Below are 18,107 nucleotides of genomic sequence, written 5' to 3' on the forward strand. Positions count from 1 at the left end.
ACGCGGGCGATGGGCGGGCGATGGGCGGGCGCCGACCGGTCGCCCACCAATGGCACCGCCCGGGTCACGGCCGTTGCTGCCGAGCCGCACCCTGCGATAAGCGACTCGCCCCGGTCGTTACCTCGAGCTTCCTACGCGAGAATCGGTGCGCTCGAGCTCGGCCCGGTCCACCTCCTTGCCGGACGAGATCGTCTGCTTGGAGAAGATGAAGTCGCGCGGCCGGTTGATGCAGTCAGCGGCAATGAGCTGACCCTCGCGCAGGTAGTAGCATGTGAAGGCCCGGTCACGAGTCGGATCGCCGCTGACGACGATCTCGTCGTAGCCGTGGTTGAGACCGGCGATCTGCAGTTTCAGGTCGTACTGGTCCGACCAGAACCACGGCAGCGCAGCGATCTCCTTCGTCTTTCCGCACATGGTCGCAGCAGCCGCCTTCGCCTGCTCACCCGCGCTCGGCACCGACTCGAGCCGGATCCGGCGGCCGTAACGTGCCATGTCGTGGCTCGCGCAGTCTCCGGCCGCCGTGATCAGCGGATCGGAGGTCCGAGCCCGGTCGTCGATGACCACACCGTCGTCGACGACGATCCCGGCCGTCGTCGCGAGGTCGGTGTTCGGCAGGACCCCGATCCCGATGATGACGAAGTCAGCCGCGATCCGCTCGCCACCCGCGAGCACGACCTCCTGTACCCGGCGGTCGCCCGCGAAGGCCTCCACCGCGGCACCGGTCCGGATCTCGACGCCCTCCTCCGCGTGGACGCGCGTGTAGAACGCCGAGACTTGCGGCGCTGTCACGCGCCCCAGGACGCGCTCGGCGGCCTCGAGGACGATCACCTCGAGGCCCAACTTGCGTAGGGACGCCGCAGTCTCCAGGCCGACGTAACCGCCACCAACGATGACCGCCCGACCTCCGGTCCGTGCTGCCACCCGGATGGCTTCGACGTCCGCCGAAGTACGGAGATAGAACACGCCCTCGAGGTCCTCACCGGGGGCGTTCAACCGTCGGGGACGTGCACCCGTACAGAGGGCGATCCGGTCGTACCGCAGACGCGCACCATCGGCGAGCTCGACCTGCTGTGCGGCGCGGTCGATGGACTCGACCGCGCCGTCGCGCCGGGTGATCTCCTGCTTCGCGTAGAAGTCCGCGCCGCGAATGGCCAGGGCGTCCACCGCCATGTCGCCCGCCAGGTAGGCCTTGGACAGCGGTGGCCGTTGGTACGGCAATGCCGCCTCGTCGCCGATGAGCACGATGTCGCCGTCCCACTTGTGCTGCCGCAGGCCGGCCGCGACCTGGGCCCCTGCGTGGCTCGCACCGACGACGAGCGCCCTCGGTGTCACGACACCTCGGCCTTCGGGGTGAGGCGGACCATCAGCTTGCTGATGCCGCGGACGAAGTTCGACTGTACGTACTCCGGCTCGTCCACCACCTCGATGTTCTCGAAGCGGGGGAGGAGCTCCTCCCAGAGGATGCGGAGCTGGAGCTCGGCCAGTCGGTTGCCCATGCACCGGTGGACACCGAACCCGAACGCGATGTGGTTGCGCGCGTTCTTCCGGTCGATGATCAGCTCCTCGGGCCGGTCGAAAACGCGTTCGTCGCGATTGCCCGAGGCGTACCACATCACCAGCTTGTCGCCCTTTCGGATGAACTGGCCGTTCAAGATGGTGTCGCACGTCGCCACCCGCCGCATGTACGCCAGGGGGGTCTGCCAACGGATGATCTCGGAGACCATGTTCGGGATGAGGTCGGGGTTCGCCTTCAGCTTCTCGAACTGGTCCGGGAACCGGTTCAGCGCCAGCACGCCGCCACTCATGGAGTTCCGGGTCGTGTCGTTTCCGCCGATGATGAGCAGGATCAGGTTTCCGAGGAACTCCATCGGGCGGTCGATCAGGTCCTTGGTGTCCTCGTTGCTCTGCAGCATCGTGATGAGGTCGAAGCCCGGCTCCTCGCCCGCTGCGCGACGAGCCGCCTTGTCGTGCCACAACGCGCTGAGGCCCTTGGCGGCGTCGAGCATGCCGCGGAACACCTCGTCGTTGTCCGACTGACCACCGTTCGCCTGCTCCATAGAACCTGCGAGGTCGGACCACTCGACCAGCTTGCGGCGCTGGTCGTAGGGGAAGTCGAGCAGAGTCGCGAGCATGCGGGCAGTCAGCTCGATCGAGACGTCCTGCACCCAGTTGAAGGGTCGGTCGGTCGGGAGGTCGTCGAGGACCTCCCGCACCCGGGATCGGATGAGGCCCTCCATCTCGCGGAGGTTCTTGGGCGCGACGACGCCTTGGACCGCTGCCCGCTGCTGGTCGTGACGCGGCGGGTCCATCGCGATGAACATCGCGACGTCCATGAAGCGCGGTGGCTCCCCGATGATGATGAAGGGTTCGGCCGAGAAGACCTCGTGATTTTTGTCGACGGTGATGATGTCGGCGTGGCGCGTGACCGACCAGAACGGCCCGAACGGACTCTCGGGTCGGAAGTGCACCGGCGCCTCGTTGCGGACGCGCTCCGCATACTCGGCCCACCGGCCCTGCCGGTAGAGGAACGGGTTGCTGAGGTCGATGTCGGCGAGGGCGACGTCGGCGGCGGGCGGGATCGGCGTCTCGGTGAAGATCTTGTCGTCACCGGTCACCATGCGACGTGTCTTGTCGTAGAGTTGAGCGCCCCGGAGCAGGACATTCATGGGGAGGGCTGACTGGGCTGCCTCGGCAGCGGACTGCACGGAGTCGCCGGCTGACCTCATCGTGCTGATGATCGTCTGCGAGAGCGTCTTCATGGTCATGTCTCCTCCACCCGTCACATCTGGAATTCGGGGACCTGGACGACGAGTCCGTCCCATTTCTCTGCCGCCGTCATCTGGCACGCGAGTCGCGAGGTGGGGTGACGCTCGGGGTTCATCGCCAGCATCTCCTCCTCGACCTCGGTGGACATGCCCACGGTGTCGGTCCAGGCGGGATCGACGACGATGTGGCACGTGCCGCAGGCCGCCTCCCCGCCGCAGTCGCCGTCGATGCCAGGCACTCCGTTGTCGACCGCGATCTGCATCAGAGAGCGGTCGTCGTCGAGCGGAACCTCGTGGCTCTCACCCTCATGGGTGACAAAGGTGACACTGGACATGAGCGGCTCCTTCTGGGACTGCGACATCGGTAGTCGCCAGTGTCGATCGGAAGGGTCCTCGCCACCAGAGGAGAGCGGTGCCACAATGTTGTGAATACAGCTCATGGGGGACACGGCACGATGAACCCGACGGACACCGGGATGCCTCCGATCGCGTTGCTCCAGCTGCTCGAGCACGGCTCGCTCGGCCCGACCGTGACAAGCGAGCTCCTCGACATCATGACTCGGGAGGGAGTCGACCTCGAGTTATTGATCAGGCGCGGTGAGCAGATTCCGCTGCGGTGGTTCCGTGAGGTCTACCCCGGCCTCGATGTGGACCGGGCGACCATCGTGGGACTCTCGGTGGCAGGTGAAGCCCAGCTGACCACCTTCGGTGCGTTGACCCTCCCGCTCATCAGTGCCGGCTCGGTCGCCGACGTGGTGGAGCTCCTCGCCTACCTGCCGATCATCTCGACGGCTCTTCACCCGCAGGTCCAACCCAGTGATGGCGGCTTGACCATCGGACTCTCCGGACACACGAACGACGCCGCCCTGGACTCCCTGGTGGTCGCTTACGGCGGGTACGCGCTCCTACGGCTCCTCGACATGCTGACCGGGCCGGTCCCGGACCTCGCCCTCAGACTCAATTGGCCCGCGCCGGCGTCGCTTCCGCCGGAGCAGATCCCGGACGGCCGCATCGGCTTCGGTGCGCCTGCCTCGTACGTGCACATCCCAGCGGGAAGACTGGATGAAGTCTGTCGCTTCTCCGACCCCGTCGCGTACCGAGTCTCTGTCGACAACCTCGGACGAGCACTCGCGGCGCGATCCGGTCGGGCGTCGACGACCGAGCAGGTGACCCGGCTCGTCGAGCGGGACCCCGCCAGCGCCGGCATCCAGGCCGTAGCACTCGACTTGGCCCTCTCGGTCAGCACACTCAAGCGGCGGCTCGCGCACGAGGGCACGACCTTCCGTCAACTTCAGCAATCCGTGTTGCAGGCCCGGGCGACGCTACGTCTGCTCGACACTTCCTTGCCGGTGAGCGAGATCGCCGCCGAACTCGGCTACAGCGACGTCGCGAACTTCTCCCACGCATTCAAGCGTTGGACCGGCCGTTCGCCGAGGGAGTTCCAAGCTCGTTCATGAGACGTCGACGGTCGGCGAGCGCCATCTACTAGCCGACAACTCCGTCGGACGGATCATCGACCGGTGGGACCGGCTCCTTGCTCGAACACACCACCTCGCGGTCAGCCTGCTCGACCGGCTCCTGCGCTTCGCCCACGTCGTCGACACCGGCGGCGAGTCCTACCACATGCGCCAAGCCCGAACGAAAGGAGCCAAGCCGACCCAACAGCAGCTGTACTCCTTCCGATCGGGGCCTTCACCTGGCCACCAGGGGGCACCACCAACTGGCTGTCTACAGTCGCGGGCAGGTCAGCGCGAGGAAGTGCCGCCCGTCGACCTTCGACATCGAGCGTGGTGGGTCCGTGCCTCGCACGCCAGACCGGCACCACGTGATCGGATTGCGGTCAAACCTCGACGAGGACCGACCTCGTCCGATGCGCCAGCGAAGCAACGAGGCGGGCGATGTTCGCATCACAGCGGGACCCTGGGGTCGTGTTCGTCGAGTTGGCTTAGGGCTGCGCCTTCCAATCTCGCCGATGTCGGCATCGCCGGGGCGACCGAACACTCGACGAGGTATGTGGACCTCAGCGCGGACACCCTGTAGCAGGACTACAGCAAGGCCTGCGCGAGCGCCGGCCTCAATGTATTATGTCAGCACAGTGCGGTTGGCGTAAACAAAGCCGGTCTGATAACTTAGATTGTGCCATTGAGCGATACGTCGGCGGACTTCCCTTTGCGAGCAATACTGCGATAACGCGGAATATCACAGTACCGGCTCGGCTGACTCCCCTTCAGAGAAGCTGACATAACGTGCGAGCTCGGACGGGGACGGAAGCTCCATTTCGCGGAGCCTCCAGTTTCACTTTACGAAGTTGACACGGTGCTTCCGGTTGCAGGCTCGAGGGGCAGGCCGACTGCTGGGGCTAGAACAGGAGGCGCTCGGCGATGAGCAGCACCCCGACGATGGTCATGATGGCTCCGGAGGTTCGGCTGACGGCCCGGGCGAGACGGGGTCGGGTGGTGAGCCAGCGTGCGGCGAGGGTGCCCAGAGCGAGGGAGACCACGAGGCAGGTGGCCACGTAGGTCAGGCCGAGGACGCCGAGCTGACCGGCGACCGGCCAGGCGCGGCCGGGGTCGGCGAACTGCGGCATGAGGGACACGAACAGCAGCAGCGACTTCGGGTTCAGCCCGCTGACCCCGATGCCCCGGGCGAAGGTCGACCGGTTCGCGGGCGGCGACTCGACCTGCGCGCCAGGAACGGGGGAGAGGACCGGGGCGGCGGGGCGGGCGAACGTTCTCGCGCCGGCCCAGATCAGGTAGGCGCGACTCCATGCTGCGGCTACGGCCATCCGCGGTCGACCGGCTCCAACTGCAGGAGACCTTCACCCGCGACCTCGTTGCCGTCGCGCGCACCCGCACCGCCTCGCGCCCCTCCATCGCCGCACTTCTGCAGTTGCTCAGCGAGCCATGAGTACAGGGTCTTCGGGTGCACCAGGACGCTGGCGTTCACCGCCGCAGGCAACAACGTCGAGCTGGCCCTCGTCGTCGTCGTCGCCACCTCGGGCCGCCTTCAGCAGCCAGCCGTGGCTGGGGTCGTCGGCCCGCTGATCGAGGTCCCTGTCCTTGTCGGGCTGGTCTATGTCTCGCAGTAGCCGCGCCGCGCCTGCCCGGGCCCCGTGACGTCCTGCTCGCAGTCGCCCTCCTCACATTAGTTCGACTAGGCTTACCGTTCGTGTCGACGAACGAAGATGGTGGATTGGGGCTGTTGGGAGACCCCAGTCGACGCGCGATCTTCGAGCTGCTGGCACGCCAGCCCTGCTCGGTGCAGGAACTCGCCAACCGACTCCCGATCAGCCGACCCGCGGTATCCCAGCACCTCAAACTGCTCCACGACGGCGGGCTGGTCACGCGCACGGCCCAGGGCACCCGACGCATCTATCGACTCAACCCCGACGGCGTGGCCGCGCTGCGCGCGTGGTTCGACGGGGTGTGGAGCGACGCCCTGATCGCCTTCGCGAAGACCGCCGACGCCGCCCCGTACGGCCCCCGACCCGACCCCGACGCCCATCCGGAGGACTCATGACCAGCGGGCCCGCCATCCCTCCACTGAGCGGCTCCGTCACCGTGGCGGTTCCGCTGAAGCAGGCGTTCGAAGTGTTCACCAGCCGGTTCGACACCTGGTGGCCGCACCAGTTCCACATCGGGGCCGCCGAGGTCGACCGGATCGTCTTGGAGCCACGGGTCGGTGGGCGCTGGTACGAGCGCGGAGTGGACGGCAGGGAGTGCGACTGAGGCCGGGTGCTCGTCTGGGAGCCGCCGCACCGGGTGCTGTTCACCTGGCAGATCAACGGCTCCTTCCAGTTCGACCTCGACCCCGCCCATGCCAGCGAGATCGAGGTCCGTTTTCGGTCCGAGGGCCCTGACGAGACCGTCGTGGACGTCGAGCACCGCCACCTCGACCGCCTCGTCGGGGGCGGGACCGTCCGCGCCACCATCGAGGGCGGCGGCGGATGGGCCCTCCTGATCGACGGCTACGCCAACTCCGTGGGAGAGCAGCGATGACTGGCCCGAACACCATGAGCCTCGCCCGAAACGAGCGCACGGAGCTAGCTGAGCTGCTCGCTGACCTCACCCCGGACCAGTGGAACGCCCCGACGCTCTGCGAGCAGTGGCGGGTCCGCGAGCTGGTCGCCCACGTCTACAGCTACGAGGACCTCGGATGGGTTCGACTAGCGGTCCGCATGCTGACGGCCGGCGGCAGCGTCGACCGCGCCAACGCGGCCGGGGTCGCCGATCATGCCGACAAGAGCCCTGACGAGCTCCTGGCCCGCGCCCGCAAACACATCCAGCCCGCGGGGTTGACGTCGATGATGGCGGCCGGATCGCCCTGACCGACGGCATGATCCACCAGCAGGACATCCGGCGACCCCTCGGCCTACCCCGCGAGATTCCCGGCGAACGGCTCGTGGCGGCCCTCGACACCGCCCGCACCGCACCCACACTCAGCGCCACCAAGCTAATCAAGGGGCTCACGCTGCAAGCCACCGATCTCGACTGGAGCACCGGAACCGGTCCCCTGGTCGAAGGCACCGGCGAGGCGCTGCTCATGGCGATGGCCGGGCGACGCGGAATCGCCGCCGAGTTCACCGGACCTGGCGCGACGACCCTGGCCGCACGCCTGACCGTCTGATGCCTACCGCGGCGCCGGCCCCGGCGATCCAGTGAGCGGCAGCGAGCCTGGTTCTGAGCTGTTTCGGACGCTGTTCGTCCGGTTCATCGATGTCGACATCGACGCCGGCCATACGGTGGTCATTCCCGACGTCGGGTCGCGAGGCGCACGAGGTCGGCCGCCGGGCCCGTGAGCGGGCGGCCGCGCGGCCAGACCGCGACCAGTCGGCGGTCGAGGTCCACGCCCGCCACGGGCACCGCGACGAGGGTGCCGGTGGCGAGCTCCCCCGTCACGGCGAGGGAGCTCAGCACGGCGGGCGCCATGCCGTCGACCGCGGCGGCCTTGATCGCGGTGGTCGACGAGAGCTCCAGGACCGGGTCCGCGAGCTCGCCGACCGCGTGCTCGAGGAACGACCGGGTGCCGGACCCCGCCTCGCGCGCGACCAGCGGGGTCGCGGCGAGGCGGGCCGCGTCGACCCCGCGACGACGGCCCGCCCACGGGTGGATCGGCGCGACGACCAGCGTGAGCCGGTCGCGGGCGACGACCTGGTGCTCGAGGTCGTCGGAGACCTCCGGGCCCTCGACGAACCCGATCTCGACGTCCCCGGCGAGGACCGCGGCGACGACGTCGGCGGAGTTGCGCGACGCGAGCGACACCGACGTCCCCGGGTGCTCGCCCCGGAACGCCACCAGCCAGCGCGGCATGAGGTACTCCGCGACGGTGAGGCTGGCCGCGACCCGCAGCCGCGCGGCCTGTTCGGTGCGCAGCGACGCGACCCCGACCTCGAGGGCCTCGGCGGCGTCGACCGCGACCCGGGCCCAGTCCGCGACCAGCGCTCCCGTCGCGGTGAGGCGGGTGCCCCGCGGCGAGCGCTCCAGCAGGGTCACGCCGAGGGCGCCCTCGAGCGCCCGGATGCGAGCACTGACGGCGGCCTGGGAGACGCCGTGGCGAACCGCGGCGCGGCCCATGCTGCCGAGCTCGGCCACGGACAGGAGGACGTCGTAGGGGCCGAGGTCGACCACTCGCGGGCTCAGGGGCACAAACGCAGCTTATGACCCCACGAGGTCCGACCGCCTACTCGATCACCGCGTGGCGGGGCATCGTCATCCCCATGACGACGACGATGGAGCGCCCGGACAGCACCGGCCGCCACGAGGTCCCGGAGCCGCACGGGCTCGCTCGCTTCGGCCTGCTGCGGGACCTCGAGCGGCCGGGCGACATGTTCGCGAACCTGGGTCCGAACTGGTACTCGTCGATCATGGGCACCGGCATCGTCGGCGGTGCCGCCGCGACGCTGCCGATCCAGTTCCCGGGTCTGCGGGTCTTCGGCACCGTCGTCTGGGGCCTCGCCGCCGTCCTGCTGGTGCTGCTCACCGGCGCGTGGGCCGTGCACTGGACCCGCCACACCGCGACCGCCCGCGGGCACGCCTCGAACCCGGTGATGGGCCAGTTCTGGGGCGCGGTCGCGATGGGCGTCATGACCGTCGGCGCCGGGGCCGGGTCGCTCGGTGGCGCCGTCCTCGGGACCTCGACGGCGATCACGGTCGACTGGGTGCTCTGGAGCGTCGGCACCGTGATCGGTCTGATCACCACCGCGTGGATCCCCCACCGGATGATCACCCAGCACGAGATCGCGCCGGACGCGGCGTTCGGGGGCTGGCTCATGCCGGTCGTCCCGCCGATGGTCTCGGCCGCGAACGGTGCGCTGCTGGTCGGGCACCTGCCGGCCGGCACGGGGAAGGAGACGATGCTGCTGGCCTGCTACGCGATGTTCGGGGTCAGCCTGTTCGCCACCCTCGCGATCCTGCCGCAGATCTGGAACAGGCTCGTCGTCCACGGCACCGGCCCGGCCGCGACCGTGCCGACGATGTGGATCGTCCTCGGCCCGCTCGGGCAGTCGGTGACGGCCGCCAACCTGCTCGGCAACCAGGCCCGGGGCGTCCTGCCCGAGCCCTACGCGACCGGCGCCGAGGTGTTCGGCCTGCTCTACGGCGTGCCGACCTGGGGGTTCGCCATGGTCTGGATGGCCCTTGCGGCCGCGGTGACCATCCGGACGGCCCGCCGGAAGCTGCCGTTCGCCCTGACCTGGTGGAGCTTCACCTTCCCCGTCGGCACCGTGGTGACCGGCACCAGCGCCCTCGCCGCCCGCATGCACCTGCCCGCCTTCGCCTGGGGCGCCCTCGCGCTCTACGTCCTGCTCGTCGCCGCCTGGGCTACCGTCGCCGCCCGCACCGCCCACGGCAGCGTGATCCGGGGGCACCTGTTCGCCTGACCCGTCTGCGTACCGGTTCCGGACCCCAAGGTGCCGCCTTGGGGTCCAGAACCGTGACCGAGGCTCGTCATCGAGCAGGAAAGGGAACACGGCGGACATGACCGACATCCGCGAGGCGCCGGCCGACCGATCACGATTGCTGCTGCGCGAGCTGGAGCAACCCCGCGACATCTTCGCCAACATCGGTCCGAACTGGTACGCGTCGGTGATGGGTACCGGCATCGTCGGGGGTGCCGCCGCCACGCTGCCGATCCAGTTCCCGGGTCTCCGGGGATGGGGCACCGTCATCTGGGGCCTCGCGACCGTCTGGCTGGTCGTGCTCACGGTCGCCTGGGCGGTCCACTGGACCCTGCACACCGAGCAGGCGAGAGGCCACGCGACGAACCCGACGATGGCCCAGTTCTGGGGTGCGCCGGCGATGGGGTTGATGACGATCGGGCTCGGCTTCGCCCAGTTCGGCCCCTCGTTGATCGGGACGACCCCGGCGCTCTCCACGAGCTGGGTGCTGTGGAGTCTGGGGACCGCGCTCGGTCTGTTCACCACGGCGTGGATCCCCTACATGATGATCACCCGGCACGAGATCGGCCCGGACTCCGCCTTCGGCGGCTGGCTGATGCCGGTCGTCCCGCCCATGGTCTCCGCCGCCAACGGCTCGCTGCTGATCGGCCACATGGCGCCGGGCTTCGGCCGGGAGACGATGCTGCTGGCCTGCTACGCGATGTTCGGCATCAGCCTGTTCGCGACGCTCGCGATCCTGCCCCAGATCTGGAACCGGCTCGTGGTCCACGGCGCAGGGGCCGCGTCCGCCGTGCCGACGCTGTGGATCGTGCTCGGCCCGCTCGGTCAGTCGGTGGCGGCGACGAACCTTCTCGCCAACCAGGCCCGGGGGGTGCTCGGCGAACCGTACGCGAGCGGTGCCGAGGTCTTCGGCCTGTTCTACGGCTTCGCCACCTGGGGGTTCGCGATGATCTGGATCGCCCTCGCCGGCGCCGTGACGATCCGGACCCTCCGACGGAAGATGCCGTTCGCCCTGACCTGGTGGAGCTTCACCTTCCCCGTCGGCACCTGCGTCACCGGCACCAGCGCCCTGGCGTCCCGCACCCACGTCCCTGCGCTCGCGTGGTGGGCCATGGGTCTCTACGCCCTCCTCGTCGTCGCCTGGCTCGTCGTCGCCGTGCGCACCGCCCATCATTCCGTCGTCCGTGGCGACATCCTCGCCCCCGCCTGAAGGAGAGCCCGTGTCACCCGTCACCGTCACGATCACCGGCGCCGCCGGTCAGATCGCCTACTCCCTGATCTTCCGGGTCGCCTCCGGTCAGCTGCTCGGCCCCGACGTCCCCGTCCGCCTGCGCCTGCTCGAGATCCCTGCGGCGACGGCCGCTGCCGAGGGGGTCGCGATGGAGCTCGACGACTGCGCCTTCTCCCTGCTGCGCGCCATCGAGGTCACCGACGACCCGAAGGTCGCCTTCGACGGGTGCACCGTGGGCCTGCTGGTCGGCGCGCGTCCCCGCGGCAAGGGGATGGAGCGGTCCGATCTGCTCGAGGCCAACGGCGGCATCTTCGGGCCGCAGGGCGAGGCGATCAACGCCCACGCGGCGGACGACGTCCGCGTCCTCGTCGTCGGGAACCCCGCCAACACGAACGCACTCATCACGCGCGCGCACGCCCCCGACGTCCCGGCAGAGCGGTTCACCTCGATGATGCGGCTCGACCACAACCGCGCGATCGCGCAGCTCGCGAAGCGTGTCGGGGTGGAGAACGACGACGTTCGGCGCATGGTGGTGTGGGGCAACCATTCCTCGACCCAGTACCCGGACCTCACCCACGCCGAGGTCGCGGGCCGCCCCGCGCCCGAGATGGTCGACGAAGCCTGGGTACGCGAGGACTTCATCCCGACGGTGGCGAAGCGGGGCGCCGCGATCATCGACGCCCGCGGCGCGTCGTCGGCCGCGTCGGCCGCGCACGCCGCGATCGACCAGGTGCGCGACTGGATGGGCGGCCCCCCCGAGGGGGACTACACGTCGGCCGGTGTCGTGTCCGACGGGTCGTACGGAGTCCCCGAGGGCCTGGTCTGCTCGGTGCCGTTGCGGGCGACGGGCGGCCGGTACGAGGTCGTGGAGGGGCTCGAGGTGGATGCCTTCTCCCGCGAGCGGATCGACGCGACGGTCGCGGAGCTCACGGCCGAACGGGACACCGTCGCGGGGCTCGGGCTGATCTGAGTGGGTACCTGGTCGCGGCGGACGACGCGGCGCCTGCCCCTCACGTCCTGCATGAGGACACAGAGCCGGCCGACGGGGACCGGGGCGCCCTCGTCGGCCCACAGGGCGAGATCGCCTGCATTTGCCGTCCTGCTCGAGTGCGCGGCCACCCTCCCTCCGATCGAGGCGGGGTGACCGGCTCCGGCACGACTCGCCTCGACCTCTCCCGCCGATTGTTGCTCGGGGTGCGGTTGGCGCTCCTCGCCGGTGCGCTCGTGGCTGCCGTCGGCCTCGCCGGCTGGTTCGCGCGCGACACCGCCCTCGGCGGGACGTGGCTCACGACGACGCTCGGACCCACCGCCTACGTCGTCATCGCCCACCCGCGCAGCGCGATGAGCCGGCTGCGCAACGGTGTCATCGGGCACGCGACCGCGATCGTGGTCGGCCTCGGGTCATTCGGGGCGTTCGGACTGTGGCACGCGCCCTCGGTGGCCGAGATCCATGTCGAGTCGCCCACCCGGGTGGGCGCGCAGGCCGTCGCGCTCGCCCTGACCCTGCTGGTACTCACCCTGGCGCGAGCCCACCACGCGCCCGCCGGAGCCACGGCGCTGCTGATCTCCAGTGGCATCGCGGCCCCGGGCGCCCCGCTGTTCGGTCTCGTCGTCGGGCTCGCGATCGTGCTCGCCGCCGCCCCGGTGCTCGCCCGGCTCCCGGTAGAACGGGACGACACCGCGGACCTCGTGGGTCCCGAGACCCCGATGGGATGAAGGTCGGGTCAGGTGGCGGCGGGGTCCGAACCCGGCTCGCCGGGTTCGAGGATTCCGGCTGCGAGGACGTAGGCGCCGATGAAGCCCAGCAGGAACAGGATGCCGTGCATGAGGCTGTCGAGGACGTTGAGTCCCAGGGGCGTCGGGACGGCGAGCCCGAACGCCGCGACCAGGAGGTAGACGACGGTCTGGACCAGCAGGACCCGACGGAGGGCCCGGTTCGAGGCGAACACGGCGGCGCCGACGACCACTGCGGTGACCAGCAGCAGGATCGAGTGTGGGAGGTGCAGACGGAGGCCGAGGAACGTCCCTCCCTGCACCACGAGGCCGGCGATGCCGACGACGAGCAGGACGACCGACTGGACTCCGAAGACCACTCGCCCCATCCGCGCCATCGGTGCCTCGTACGGGACGTCCTGAGCGGGGGTGCGATCGAACAACTCGTCGTCGTCCCACCCACCGCGTGTCGATGCGGTCTGCCGATGCTCACCGCTCATCGCCGAGCGCCTCCACTCTCCCGGGAACGCCCTGACGGTAGGGACGGTGCGCGCTCGGCAGGACCCGGCTCCGCCTTGGGTGGCCCGAAGTCGGGCTTACGGATACACGGGTGTCGCCCGGCTCGACGACGGGAACGAGATCCCCATGGCAGGGGTCGTGATCGTCCGCGGCGGTTTCACGGGTGCGACGATCGGGCCGGGCCGGGTGGTCGGCGCACATCCTGACGAAGCCGAACCCCCGTTCGTCGTCGACCTCGCGCTGATCGGTCCACACGTGACGTGGGGCGAGGGTGATCAGGCCCCGGCGGGCCTCCGGTGCGTTGGGCTGCTGCATCCCGGCCCTCTGCCGAGCCATCGGCTCACCGGGCCGCGCAGCGCCGACCTCCTTCGTCGCGCGGGTGTGGATCGTGTCGCCGGACGGGCGACCCATGATCGCGTATGACGACTACGGCCAGGCGCGGACGCTGGTCCGTGAGGTGATGAGCGACGAGGAGCGCGACCGTCTCGTCGACAACGTCGTCGGGCACCTCCTCAACGGTGTCGTCGAGCCGGTCCTCTCCCGGGCCTTCTCCTTCATGTCCGCCATCGACGGGGAGATCGGCAAGCAGATCGAGGACCGCTACCACCGACAGGCGGAGCAGGTCGGTCCGACGACGGGACAGACCGCCCGCCCCGTCGGCGACGTGGCGACGCGGACGTGAGTGTGGCGGGGCGGGATCGCTACGGTCGACTGCCATGAGCGAGGACGTCGAGACCATCGACCGTGGTGCACGTCAGGTGGCGCGGAGATCGACGGTGGATGCACCACCGGAGGAGGTCTTCGCGCTGCTCGCCGACCCCCACCGCCACGGCGAACTGGACGGCTCGGGCACCGTCGGCGACGCGATCACGGGCCCGCACCGGGTGTCGCTCGGCGATCGCTTCTCGCTGAACATGCGCCAACTCGGCATCCCGTACCGGATCACCAGCACCGTCGTCGAGTGCGAGGAGGACCGCCACCTCGCCTGGCGGCACCCCCTCGGCCACGTCTGGCGGTGGGAGTTGGAGCCCGCCGGCGAGGGGACCACCGTCACCGAGACCTTCGACTATTCGACGACCTGGGCCGCGCTGATGTTCGAGCTGTCCGGACGTCCGGCGCGGAACGCCCGCGGCATCGAGGAGACCCTGCGACGGCTACGGGGCCGCTTCGCACCGGTCTGATCGTCAGTCGTCCCGTCGCCACCGGGACTACGTTCGGAGGCCACCGCCAGGACGTCCCGCAGGACCGGGGAGTGGCGTCGACCGGCGGGCCACACCGCGCGCAGGTCGCGGCGGATGTGGGGGCCGTCGACGGCGACCCGGTAGAGACGTCCGAGTGCGACGTCGCCCGCCACCGCCAGGGAGCTGAGCACCGCCGGACCGACACCGTCCTCGACGGCGGCCTTGATGGCCGTCATCGAGGACAGCTCGACCAACGGCTCCGCCATCGGCCCACGGTCCACGAGCGCGGCCTCCAGCGCGAGACGCGTCCCCGACCCGGGCTCACGCACGATCAGCCGCGTCGCCAGCAGTTCGTCGGCGGTCATCGGCCGACGCCGGCGTGCCCAGGGGGAATCGGGGCCGACGACGAGCACGAGCTCGTCCCGGGCGATGACGCGGGCCTCGAGCCCGTCGGGGAGTTCGGGCCCCTCCAGGAAGCCGAGGTCCACGTCTCCCTCCAACACCAGCCGGGCGACCTCGGCGGAGTTCACCGCCTGCAGCGAGAGCGCGGCCTCCGGTCGGCGGGAGCGCAGGGCGATGAGCCAGTGCGGAGCGAGGTACTCCGAGATCGTCAGACTCGCCGCGAGACGGATCCGACCCTCCGACCGGGTGCGCAGCGCGTCGAGGCCCGCGTCGAGCGAGTTCGCCGCCCCGATGACGTCCCGGGCCCAGTCGGCGACGAGCGATCCTTCGGTCGTCAGGCGCGACCCGAGAGCGGAACGCTCGATGAGAGGTTGACCGACCAGGTTCTCCAGGTGCCGGATGCGCGATCCGGCGGCCGGCTGGGTGATGCCGTGCTCGGCGGCCGCGCGTCCGAGGCTGCCGAGCCGCGCGACGCTCAGCAGCAGGTCCAGGGCCCGCAGATCGGGAACACGGGGCGACAGGGGCATGGCGGCGCACGATAGCGGTCGGGTCGAGCCCATCACGCGGCGAAGGAGTGCCGAACCCAGGATGTCGTACCGGTCGCCGACCTGTGGCGGCAGTGTCCGACCGCGATGAACGACCACGACCACCGACTGGACGCGTTGGCCGCGCGGATCGGCGAGTGCACGGCGTGCCCCCGTCTGGTCGCCGCCCGCCGGGACGTCGCGGGGGAGGACTACTGGGCCCGCCCCGTGCCGGGCTTCGGTGACCCGAGGGCACGTGTCCATGTCCTGGGTCTGGCCACTGCGCCGCACGGCGGCAACCGGTACGGGCGGGCCTTCACCGGCAACCGGTCGGCCGACACCCTGGTGGCCGCGCTCCACCGCACCGGGTTCGCCAACCAGGCGAGGTCGGATCACGCCGGTGACGGGCTCCGTCTGGCCGGAGCGTGGATGGCCTCGGCGGTGCGCTGTCCGCCGCCGCAGCACCGACCGACCCGCGCCGAACGCGACACCTGCCTGCGCTGGCTCACCGAGGAGGTCGCGGCGCTTCCCGACCTCCGGGTGATCGTCTGCCTCGGGCGGACGGCCTGGGAGGCCGCCTGCGACTGGGCCGGGCTCCGCCCTCGCCCGGCCTTCGGTCACGGAGCCGTCCGGGAGACGAAGTCGTTGACGCTGCTCGGTTGCTACCACCCCAGCCCGCAGAACACGCAGAGCGGCCGACTCACCCCGGCGATGCTCGACGATGTCCTCCGACGCGCTCGACACCTCGCGGCGCGCGGCCTCCCCCTCGACCACGAGGAGTCCGCATGACCGCCGTGTCGCCGAAGCCGATCGTCATGTCGCCCTACCCGGCGCGGGAGACCAAGGGTGGGTCGTTCATCGGCCGGATCCTCAGGACCACGGATCCCAAGGACATCGGGATCCTCTACCTGATGACGTCCTTCGCGTTCTTCCTCGTCGGGGGGCTGATGGCCCTGCTGATGCGGGCCGAGCTCGCGCAGCCGGGTCTGTAGATCCTGTCGGTCGAGCAGTACAACCAGCTGTTCACCATGCACGGCACGATCATGCTGCTGCTGTACGCGACGCCGATCCTCTTCGGTTTCGCGAACTACATCGTGCCGCTCCAGATCGGCGCACCCGACGTGGCGTTCCCGCGCCTGAACGCCTTCTCCTACTGGCTGTTCCTCTTCGGCGGCACGATGGTGCTCTCCGGCTTCGTCACCCCGGGCGGAGCGGCCTCGGCCGGGTGGTTCGCCTACACCCCGCTGTCGGACTCGCTGTACACCCCGGGCTACGGGCAGGACCTCTGGATCATGGGTCTGGTGGTGTCGGGGCTGGGAACCATCCTCGGCGCCGTGAACTTCGTGACGACCATCGTCTGTATGCGCGCCCCCGGCATGACGATGTTCCGGATGTCGATCTTCACCTGGAACATCCTGGTCACCGCCGTGCTGATCCTCATCGCGTTCCCGGTCCTGACCGCGGGTCTGTTCGGACAGCTCGCCGACCGTCACCTCGGCGCCCACATCTTCGATCCGGCCAACGGCGGGACCATCCTGTGGCAGCACCTGTTCTGGTTCTTCGGGCACCCCGAGGTCTACATCGTCGCGTTGCCGTTCTTCGGGATCGTCACCGAGATCTTCCCGGTCTTCAGTCGCAAGCCCGTGTTCGGCTACAAGACGCTGGTCTTCGCGACACTGTCGATCGGGGCTCTCTCGATCGCGGTGTGGGCGCACCACATGTACGCCACCGGCGCCGTGCTGCTGCCGTTCTTCGCCTTCACGAGCTTCCTCATCGCCGTGCCGACCGGAATCAAGTTCTTCAACTGGATCGGCACGATGTGGAAGGGGCAGCTCACGTTCGAATCGCCGATGCTGTTCTCGATCGGCTTCCTGGTGACGTTCCTCTTCGGTGGCCTGACCGGTGTGCTGCTCGCCGGTCCGCCCATCGACTTCCACGTCTCGGACTCGTACTTCGTCGTGGCGCACTTCCACTATGTGCTGTTCGGGACGATCGTGTTCGCCACCTACGCCGGTATCTACTTCTGGTTCCCGAAGATGACCGGCCGGATGATGAACGAGCGGCTCGGCAAGTTCCACTTCTGGACCACGTTCGTCGGGTTCCACACGACGTTCCTCGTGCAGCACTGGCTGGGCAACGAGGGAATGCCGCGGCGCTACGCGGACTACCTGCCCACGGACGGTTTCACCACGCTGAATACCATCTCCTCGATCGGGTCCTTCATCCTCGGTGCGTCGACGCTGCCGTTCATCTGGAACGTCTTCAGGTCTTACCGGTACGGCCGGCCGGTCGACGTGGACGACCCGTGGGGCCACGGCAACTCGCTCGAGTGGGCCACCTCGTGTCCGCCGCCGCGGCACAACTTCACCGAGCTGCCCCGGATCCGGTCCGAGCGGCCGGCGTTCGAGTTGCACTACCCGCACATGTCCGATCGGATTCGCACGGAAGCCCACGTGGGCAGCGCGCACGGGGCTCCGGGTGAGATCGCCGCCGGGGCGGCGGGTGGCGAGGGCCTCCCGGGCTCCGATTCCCGGAACCGGTGATGGACGACCGACGCCACCGGCGGGCCGTCTCACCGTCGGCGGGTCACGAGACGGCTCCGCTCACGTCCGGAGAGATGCGCTCCCTGCGCCTCATCGCCCAGGAGCTCACGCGCTCCGATCCCGGCCTGCTGAGCGGCCACGGACGGGCTCCCGCCCCCCGACGGCTCCGCGCCGGTCCGTTCGGGCTGGCCGTGGCGTCCTGGTGCGCGGCGATCGGGGCGTCGGCGCTGCTGTTCGGTCCGCTCCCCGCGCTGGTCATCGGTGTCGTGCTGGCCGTGACGGCGCTCGTCGTCGGCTCGTCCGGGGTGGGTCACCGTACAGCCGACGGGTGATG

General features: G+C 69.8%; 22 protein-coding genes and 2 pseudogenes. 17 read left to right on the forward strand and 7 right to left on the reverse strand.

Annotated features, from left to right (window positions below):
- Window positions 1–117 precede the first annotated feature (117 nt).
- From LN037_RS13230 to LN037_RS13240, 3 genes are read right to left on the reverse strand one after another with little or no spacing between them, the layout of a single operon-like run.
- A complete protein-coding gene (locus LN037_RS13230) occupies window positions 118–1,332 on the reverse strand; it encodes an NAD(P)/FAD-dependent oxidoreductase (RefSeq protein ID WP_230753157.1) in 1,215 nt (404 codons plus the stop codon).
- Complete coding sequence (locus LN037_RS13235) at window positions 1,329–2,765, reverse strand: cytochrome P450 (protein WP_230753160.1); 1,437 nt, start codon at window positions 2,763–2,765, stop codon at window positions 1,329–1,331. The genes LN037_RS13230 and LN037_RS13235 overlap by 4 nt, the downstream gene beginning before the upstream one ends.
- Before the next feature lie 14 nt (window positions 2,766–2,779).
- A complete protein-coding gene (locus LN037_RS13240) occupies window positions 2,780–3,100 on the reverse strand; it encodes a 2Fe-2S iron-sulfur cluster-binding protein (RefSeq protein ID WP_230753162.1) in 321 nt (106 codons plus the stop codon).
- A 120-nt stretch (window positions 3,101–3,220) separates the two neighbouring features.
- Here LN037_RS13240 and LN037_RS13245 point away from each other — a divergent pair, with 120 nt between their 5' ends.
- The gene (locus LN037_RS13245; RefSeq protein ID WP_230753164.1) at window positions 3,221–4,222 is read left to right on the forward strand and encodes an AraC family transcriptional regulator; all 1,002 of its coding nucleotides are present in this window, start codon (window positions 3,221–3,223) and stop codon (window positions 4,220–4,222) included.
- A 902-nt stretch (window positions 4,223–5,124) separates the two neighbouring features.
- On the opposite strand, the gene LN037_RS13255 is transcribed toward LN037_RS13245, so the two are convergent.
- A complete protein-coding gene (locus tag LN037_RS13255; protein WP_230753166.1) occupies window positions 5,125–5,550 on the reverse strand; it encodes a LysE family translocator in 426 nt (141 codons plus the stop codon).
- Between the two features lie 141 nt (window positions 5,551–5,691).
- Here LN037_RS13255 and LN037_RS13260 point away from each other — a divergent pair.
- The 6 genes and pseudogenes from LN037_RS13260 to LN037_RS33560 all read left to right on the forward strand — a co-directional run.
- Window positions 5,692–5,853: pseudogene (locus tag LN037_RS13260) on the forward strand (ACR3 family arsenite efflux transporter); the annotation flags it as partial.
- Window positions 5,854–5,966: 113 nt separating this feature from the next.
- Entirely contained in the window at window positions 5,967–6,284 is a 318-nt protein-coding gene (locus tag LN037_RS13265; protein ID WP_230753169.1) for an ArsR/SmtB family transcription factor, read from the forward strand.
- On the forward strand, window positions 6,281–6,493 hold the full coding sequence (locus tag LN037_RS13270) for an SRPBCC family protein (protein ID WP_230753172.1): 213 nt from the start codon (window positions 6,281–6,283) through the stop codon (window positions 6,491–6,493). Before LN037_RS13265 ends, LN037_RS13270 begins: the two co-directional genes overlap by 4 nt.
- A gap of 6 nt (window positions 6,494–6,499) precedes the next feature.
- A complete protein-coding gene (locus LN037_RS13275; RefSeq protein ID WP_230753173.1) occupies window positions 6,500–6,763 on the forward strand; it encodes an SRPBCC domain-containing protein in 264 nt (87 codons plus the stop codon).
- 14 nt (window positions 6,764–6,777) lie between these two features.
- Window positions 6,778–7,092, forward strand: coding sequence for a maleylpyruvate isomerase family mycothiol-dependent enzyme (locus LN037_RS33555; RefSeq protein WP_308286145.1), 315 nt, complete (start codon window positions 6,778–6,780; stop codon window positions 7,090–7,092).
- An 8-nt stretch (window positions 7,093–7,100) separates the two neighbouring features.
- Entirely contained in the window at window positions 7,101–7,391 is a 291-nt protein-coding gene (locus LN037_RS33560; protein ID WP_308286146.1) for a maleylpyruvate isomerase mycothiol-dependent enzyme family protein, read from the forward strand.
- Window positions 7,392–7,510: 119 nt separating this feature from the next.
- Here LN037_RS33560 and LN037_RS13285 read toward each other — a convergent pair whose 3' ends face one another.
- Complete coding sequence (locus tag LN037_RS13285; RefSeq protein WP_230753175.1) at window positions 7,511–8,410, reverse strand: LysR family transcriptional regulator; 900 nt, start codon at window positions 8,408–8,410, stop codon at window positions 7,511–7,513.
- 71 nt (window positions 8,411–8,481) lie between these two features.
- Here LN037_RS13285 and LN037_RS13290 point away from each other — a divergent pair, with 71 nt between their 5' ends.
- From LN037_RS13290 to LN037_RS13305, 4 genes are all read left to right on the forward strand, one after another.
- Entirely contained in the window at window positions 8,482–9,642 is a 1,161-nt protein-coding gene (locus LN037_RS13290) for a TDT family transporter (RefSeq protein WP_230753177.1), read from the forward strand.
- Window positions 9,643–9,739: 97 nt separating this feature from the next.
- The gene (locus LN037_RS13295; RefSeq protein ID WP_230753179.1) at window positions 9,740–10,870 is read left to right on the forward strand and encodes a TDT family transporter; all 1,131 of its coding nucleotides are present in this window, start codon (window positions 9,740–9,742) and stop codon (window positions 10,868–10,870) included.
- Between the two features lie 10 nt (window positions 10,871–10,880).
- Window positions 10,881–11,861 (forward strand): malate dehydrogenase, encoded by a 981-nt coding sequence (locus LN037_RS13300; RefSeq protein WP_230753181.1) that lies wholly within the window; start codon window positions 10,881–10,883, stop codon window positions 11,859–11,861.
- Window positions 11,862–12,031: 170 nt separating this feature from the next.
- Window positions 12,032–12,607 carry an HPP family protein gene (locus LN037_RS13305; protein WP_230753183.1) on the forward strand — a complete coding sequence of 192 codons (576 nt, stop codon included), beginning with the start codon at window positions 12,032–12,034 and terminating at the stop codon, window positions 12,605–12,607.
- An 8-nt stretch (window positions 12,608–12,615) separates the two neighbouring features.
- Here LN037_RS13305 and LN037_RS13310 read toward each other — a convergent pair whose 3' ends face one another.
- Window positions 12,616–12,984 (reverse strand): hypothetical protein, encoded by a 369-nt coding sequence (locus tag LN037_RS13310; RefSeq protein WP_230753186.1) that lies wholly within the window; start codon window positions 12,982–12,984, stop codon window positions 12,616–12,618.
- Window positions 12,985–13,249: 265 nt separating this feature from the next.
- On the opposite strand from LN037_RS13310, the gene LN037_RS13315 reads away from it, so the two are divergent.
- Genes LN037_RS13315 through LN037_RS13325 form a run of 3 tightly spaced genes read left to right on the forward strand, consistent with a single transcriptional unit; the run spans window position 13,250 to window position 14,304 of the window.
- Window positions 13,250–13,546, forward strand: a complete 297-nt coding sequence (locus LN037_RS13315; protein ID WP_230753189.1) for a hypothetical protein — start codon at window positions 13,250–13,252, stop codon at window positions 13,544–13,546.
- The gene (locus LN037_RS13320) at window positions 13,533–13,805 is read left to right on the forward strand and encodes a catalase-related domain-containing protein (protein WP_230753190.1); all 273 of its coding nucleotides are present in this window, start codon (window positions 13,533–13,535) and stop codon (window positions 13,803–13,805) included. Before LN037_RS13315 ends, LN037_RS13320 begins: the two co-directional genes overlap by 14 nt.
- A gap of 34 nt (window positions 13,806–13,839) precedes the next feature.
- Window positions 13,840–14,304: an SRPBCC family protein gene (locus LN037_RS13325; RefSeq protein WP_230753193.1), complete on the forward strand. Its 465-nt coding sequence runs from the start codon at window positions 13,840–13,842 to the stop codon at window positions 14,302–14,304.
- Here LN037_RS13325 and LN037_RS13330 read toward each other — a convergent pair.
- Window positions 14,190–15,233 (reverse strand): LysR family transcriptional regulator, encoded by a 1,044-nt coding sequence (locus LN037_RS13330; protein ID WP_230753197.1) that lies wholly within the window; start codon window positions 15,231–15,233, stop codon window positions 14,190–14,192. The two genes, LN037_RS13325 and LN037_RS13330, sit on opposite strands and share 115 nt — an antisense overlap.
- 105 nt (window positions 15,234–15,338) lie before the next feature.
- Between LN037_RS13330 and LN037_RS13335 the strand changes: the two genes are divergently transcribed.
- From LN037_RS13335 to LN037_RS13345, 3 genes and pseudogenes are all read left to right on the forward strand, one after another.
- The gene (locus LN037_RS13335; RefSeq protein WP_230753198.1) at window positions 15,339–16,019 is read left to right on the forward strand and encodes a uracil-DNA glycosylase; all 681 of its coding nucleotides are present in this window, start codon (window positions 15,339–15,341) and stop codon (window positions 16,017–16,019) included.
- Window positions 16,016–17,773, forward strand: a pseudogene (gene ctaD / locus LN037_RS13340) (aa3-type cytochrome oxidase subunit I). Before LN037_RS13335 ends, ctaD begins: the two are co-directional and overlap by 4 nt.
- A complete protein-coding gene (locus LN037_RS13345) occupies window positions 17,773–18,105 on the forward strand; it encodes a DUF3040 domain-containing protein (RefSeq protein ID WP_255694087.1) in 333 nt (110 codons plus the stop codon). The pseudogene ctaD and the gene LN037_RS13345 overlap by 1 nt, the downstream one beginning before the upstream one ends.
- Window positions 18,106–18,107: the final 2 nt, after the last annotated feature.

Origin of the sequence: Actinomycetospora soli, from assembly GCF_021026295.1 — a bacterium.
GTDB lineage: Bacteria > Actinomycetota > Actinomycetes > Mycobacteriales > Pseudonocardiaceae > Actinomycetospora > Actinomycetospora soli.

Bases quoted from the DNA above. Each gene is read 5' to 3' on its own strand.
- LN037_RS13235 (WP_230753160.1), bottom strand. From the start codon at position 2,765: ATGACCATGAAGACGCTCTCGCAGACGATCATCAGCACGATGAGGTCA.
- LN037_RS13240 (WP_230753162.1), bottom strand. From the start codon at position 3,100: ATGTCCAGTGTCACCTTTGTCACCCATGAGGGTGAGAGCCACGAGGTT.
- LN037_RS13245 (WP_230753164.1), top strand. From the start codon at position 3,221: ATGAACCCGACGGACACCGGGATGCCTCCGATCGCGTTGCTCCAGCTG.
- LN037_RS13255 (WP_230753166.1), bottom strand. From the start codon at position 5,550: ATGGCCGTAGCCGCAGCATGGAGTCGCGCCTACCTGATCTGGGCCGGC.
- LN037_RS13270 (WP_230753172.1), top strand. From the start codon at position 6,281: ATGACCAGCGGGCCCGCCATCCCTCCACTGAGCGGCTCCGTCACCGTG.
- LN037_RS33555 (WP_308286145.1), top strand. From the start codon at position 6,778: ATGAGCCTCGCCCGAAACGAGCGCACGGAGCTAGCTGAGCTGCTCGCT.
- LN037_RS33560 (WP_308286146.1), top strand. From the start codon at position 7,101: ATGATCCACCAGCAGGACATCCGGCGACCCCTCGGCCTACCCCGCGAG.
- LN037_RS13290 (WP_230753177.1), top strand. From the start codon at position 8,482: ATGACGACGACGATGGAGCGCCCGGACAGCACCGGCCGCCACGAGGTC.
- LN037_RS13295 (WP_230753179.1), top strand. From the start codon at position 9,740: ATGACCGACATCCGCGAGGCGCCGGCCGACCGATCACGATTGCTGCTG.
- LN037_RS13315 (WP_230753189.1), top strand. From the start codon at position 13,250: ATGGCAGGGGTCGTGATCGTCCGCGGCGGTTTCACGGGTGCGACGATC.
- LN037_RS13320 (WP_230753190.1), top strand. From the start codon at position 13,533: ATGATCGCGTATGACGACTACGGCCAGGCGCGGACGCTGGTCCGTGAG.
- LN037_RS13325 (WP_230753193.1), top strand. From the start codon at position 13,840: ATGAGCGAGGACGTCGAGACCATCGACCGTGGTGCACGTCAGGTGGCG.
- LN037_RS13330 (WP_230753197.1), bottom strand. From the start codon at position 15,233: ATGCCCCTGTCGCCCCGTGTTCCCGATCTGCGGGCCCTGGACCTGCTG.
- LN037_RS13335 (WP_230753198.1), top strand. From the start codon at position 15,339: ATGAACGACCACGACCACCGACTGGACGCGTTGGCCGCGCGGATCGGC.
- LN037_RS13345 (WP_255694087.1), top strand. From the start codon at position 17,773: ATGGACGACCGACGCCACCGGCGGGCCGTCTCACCGTCGGCGGGTCAC.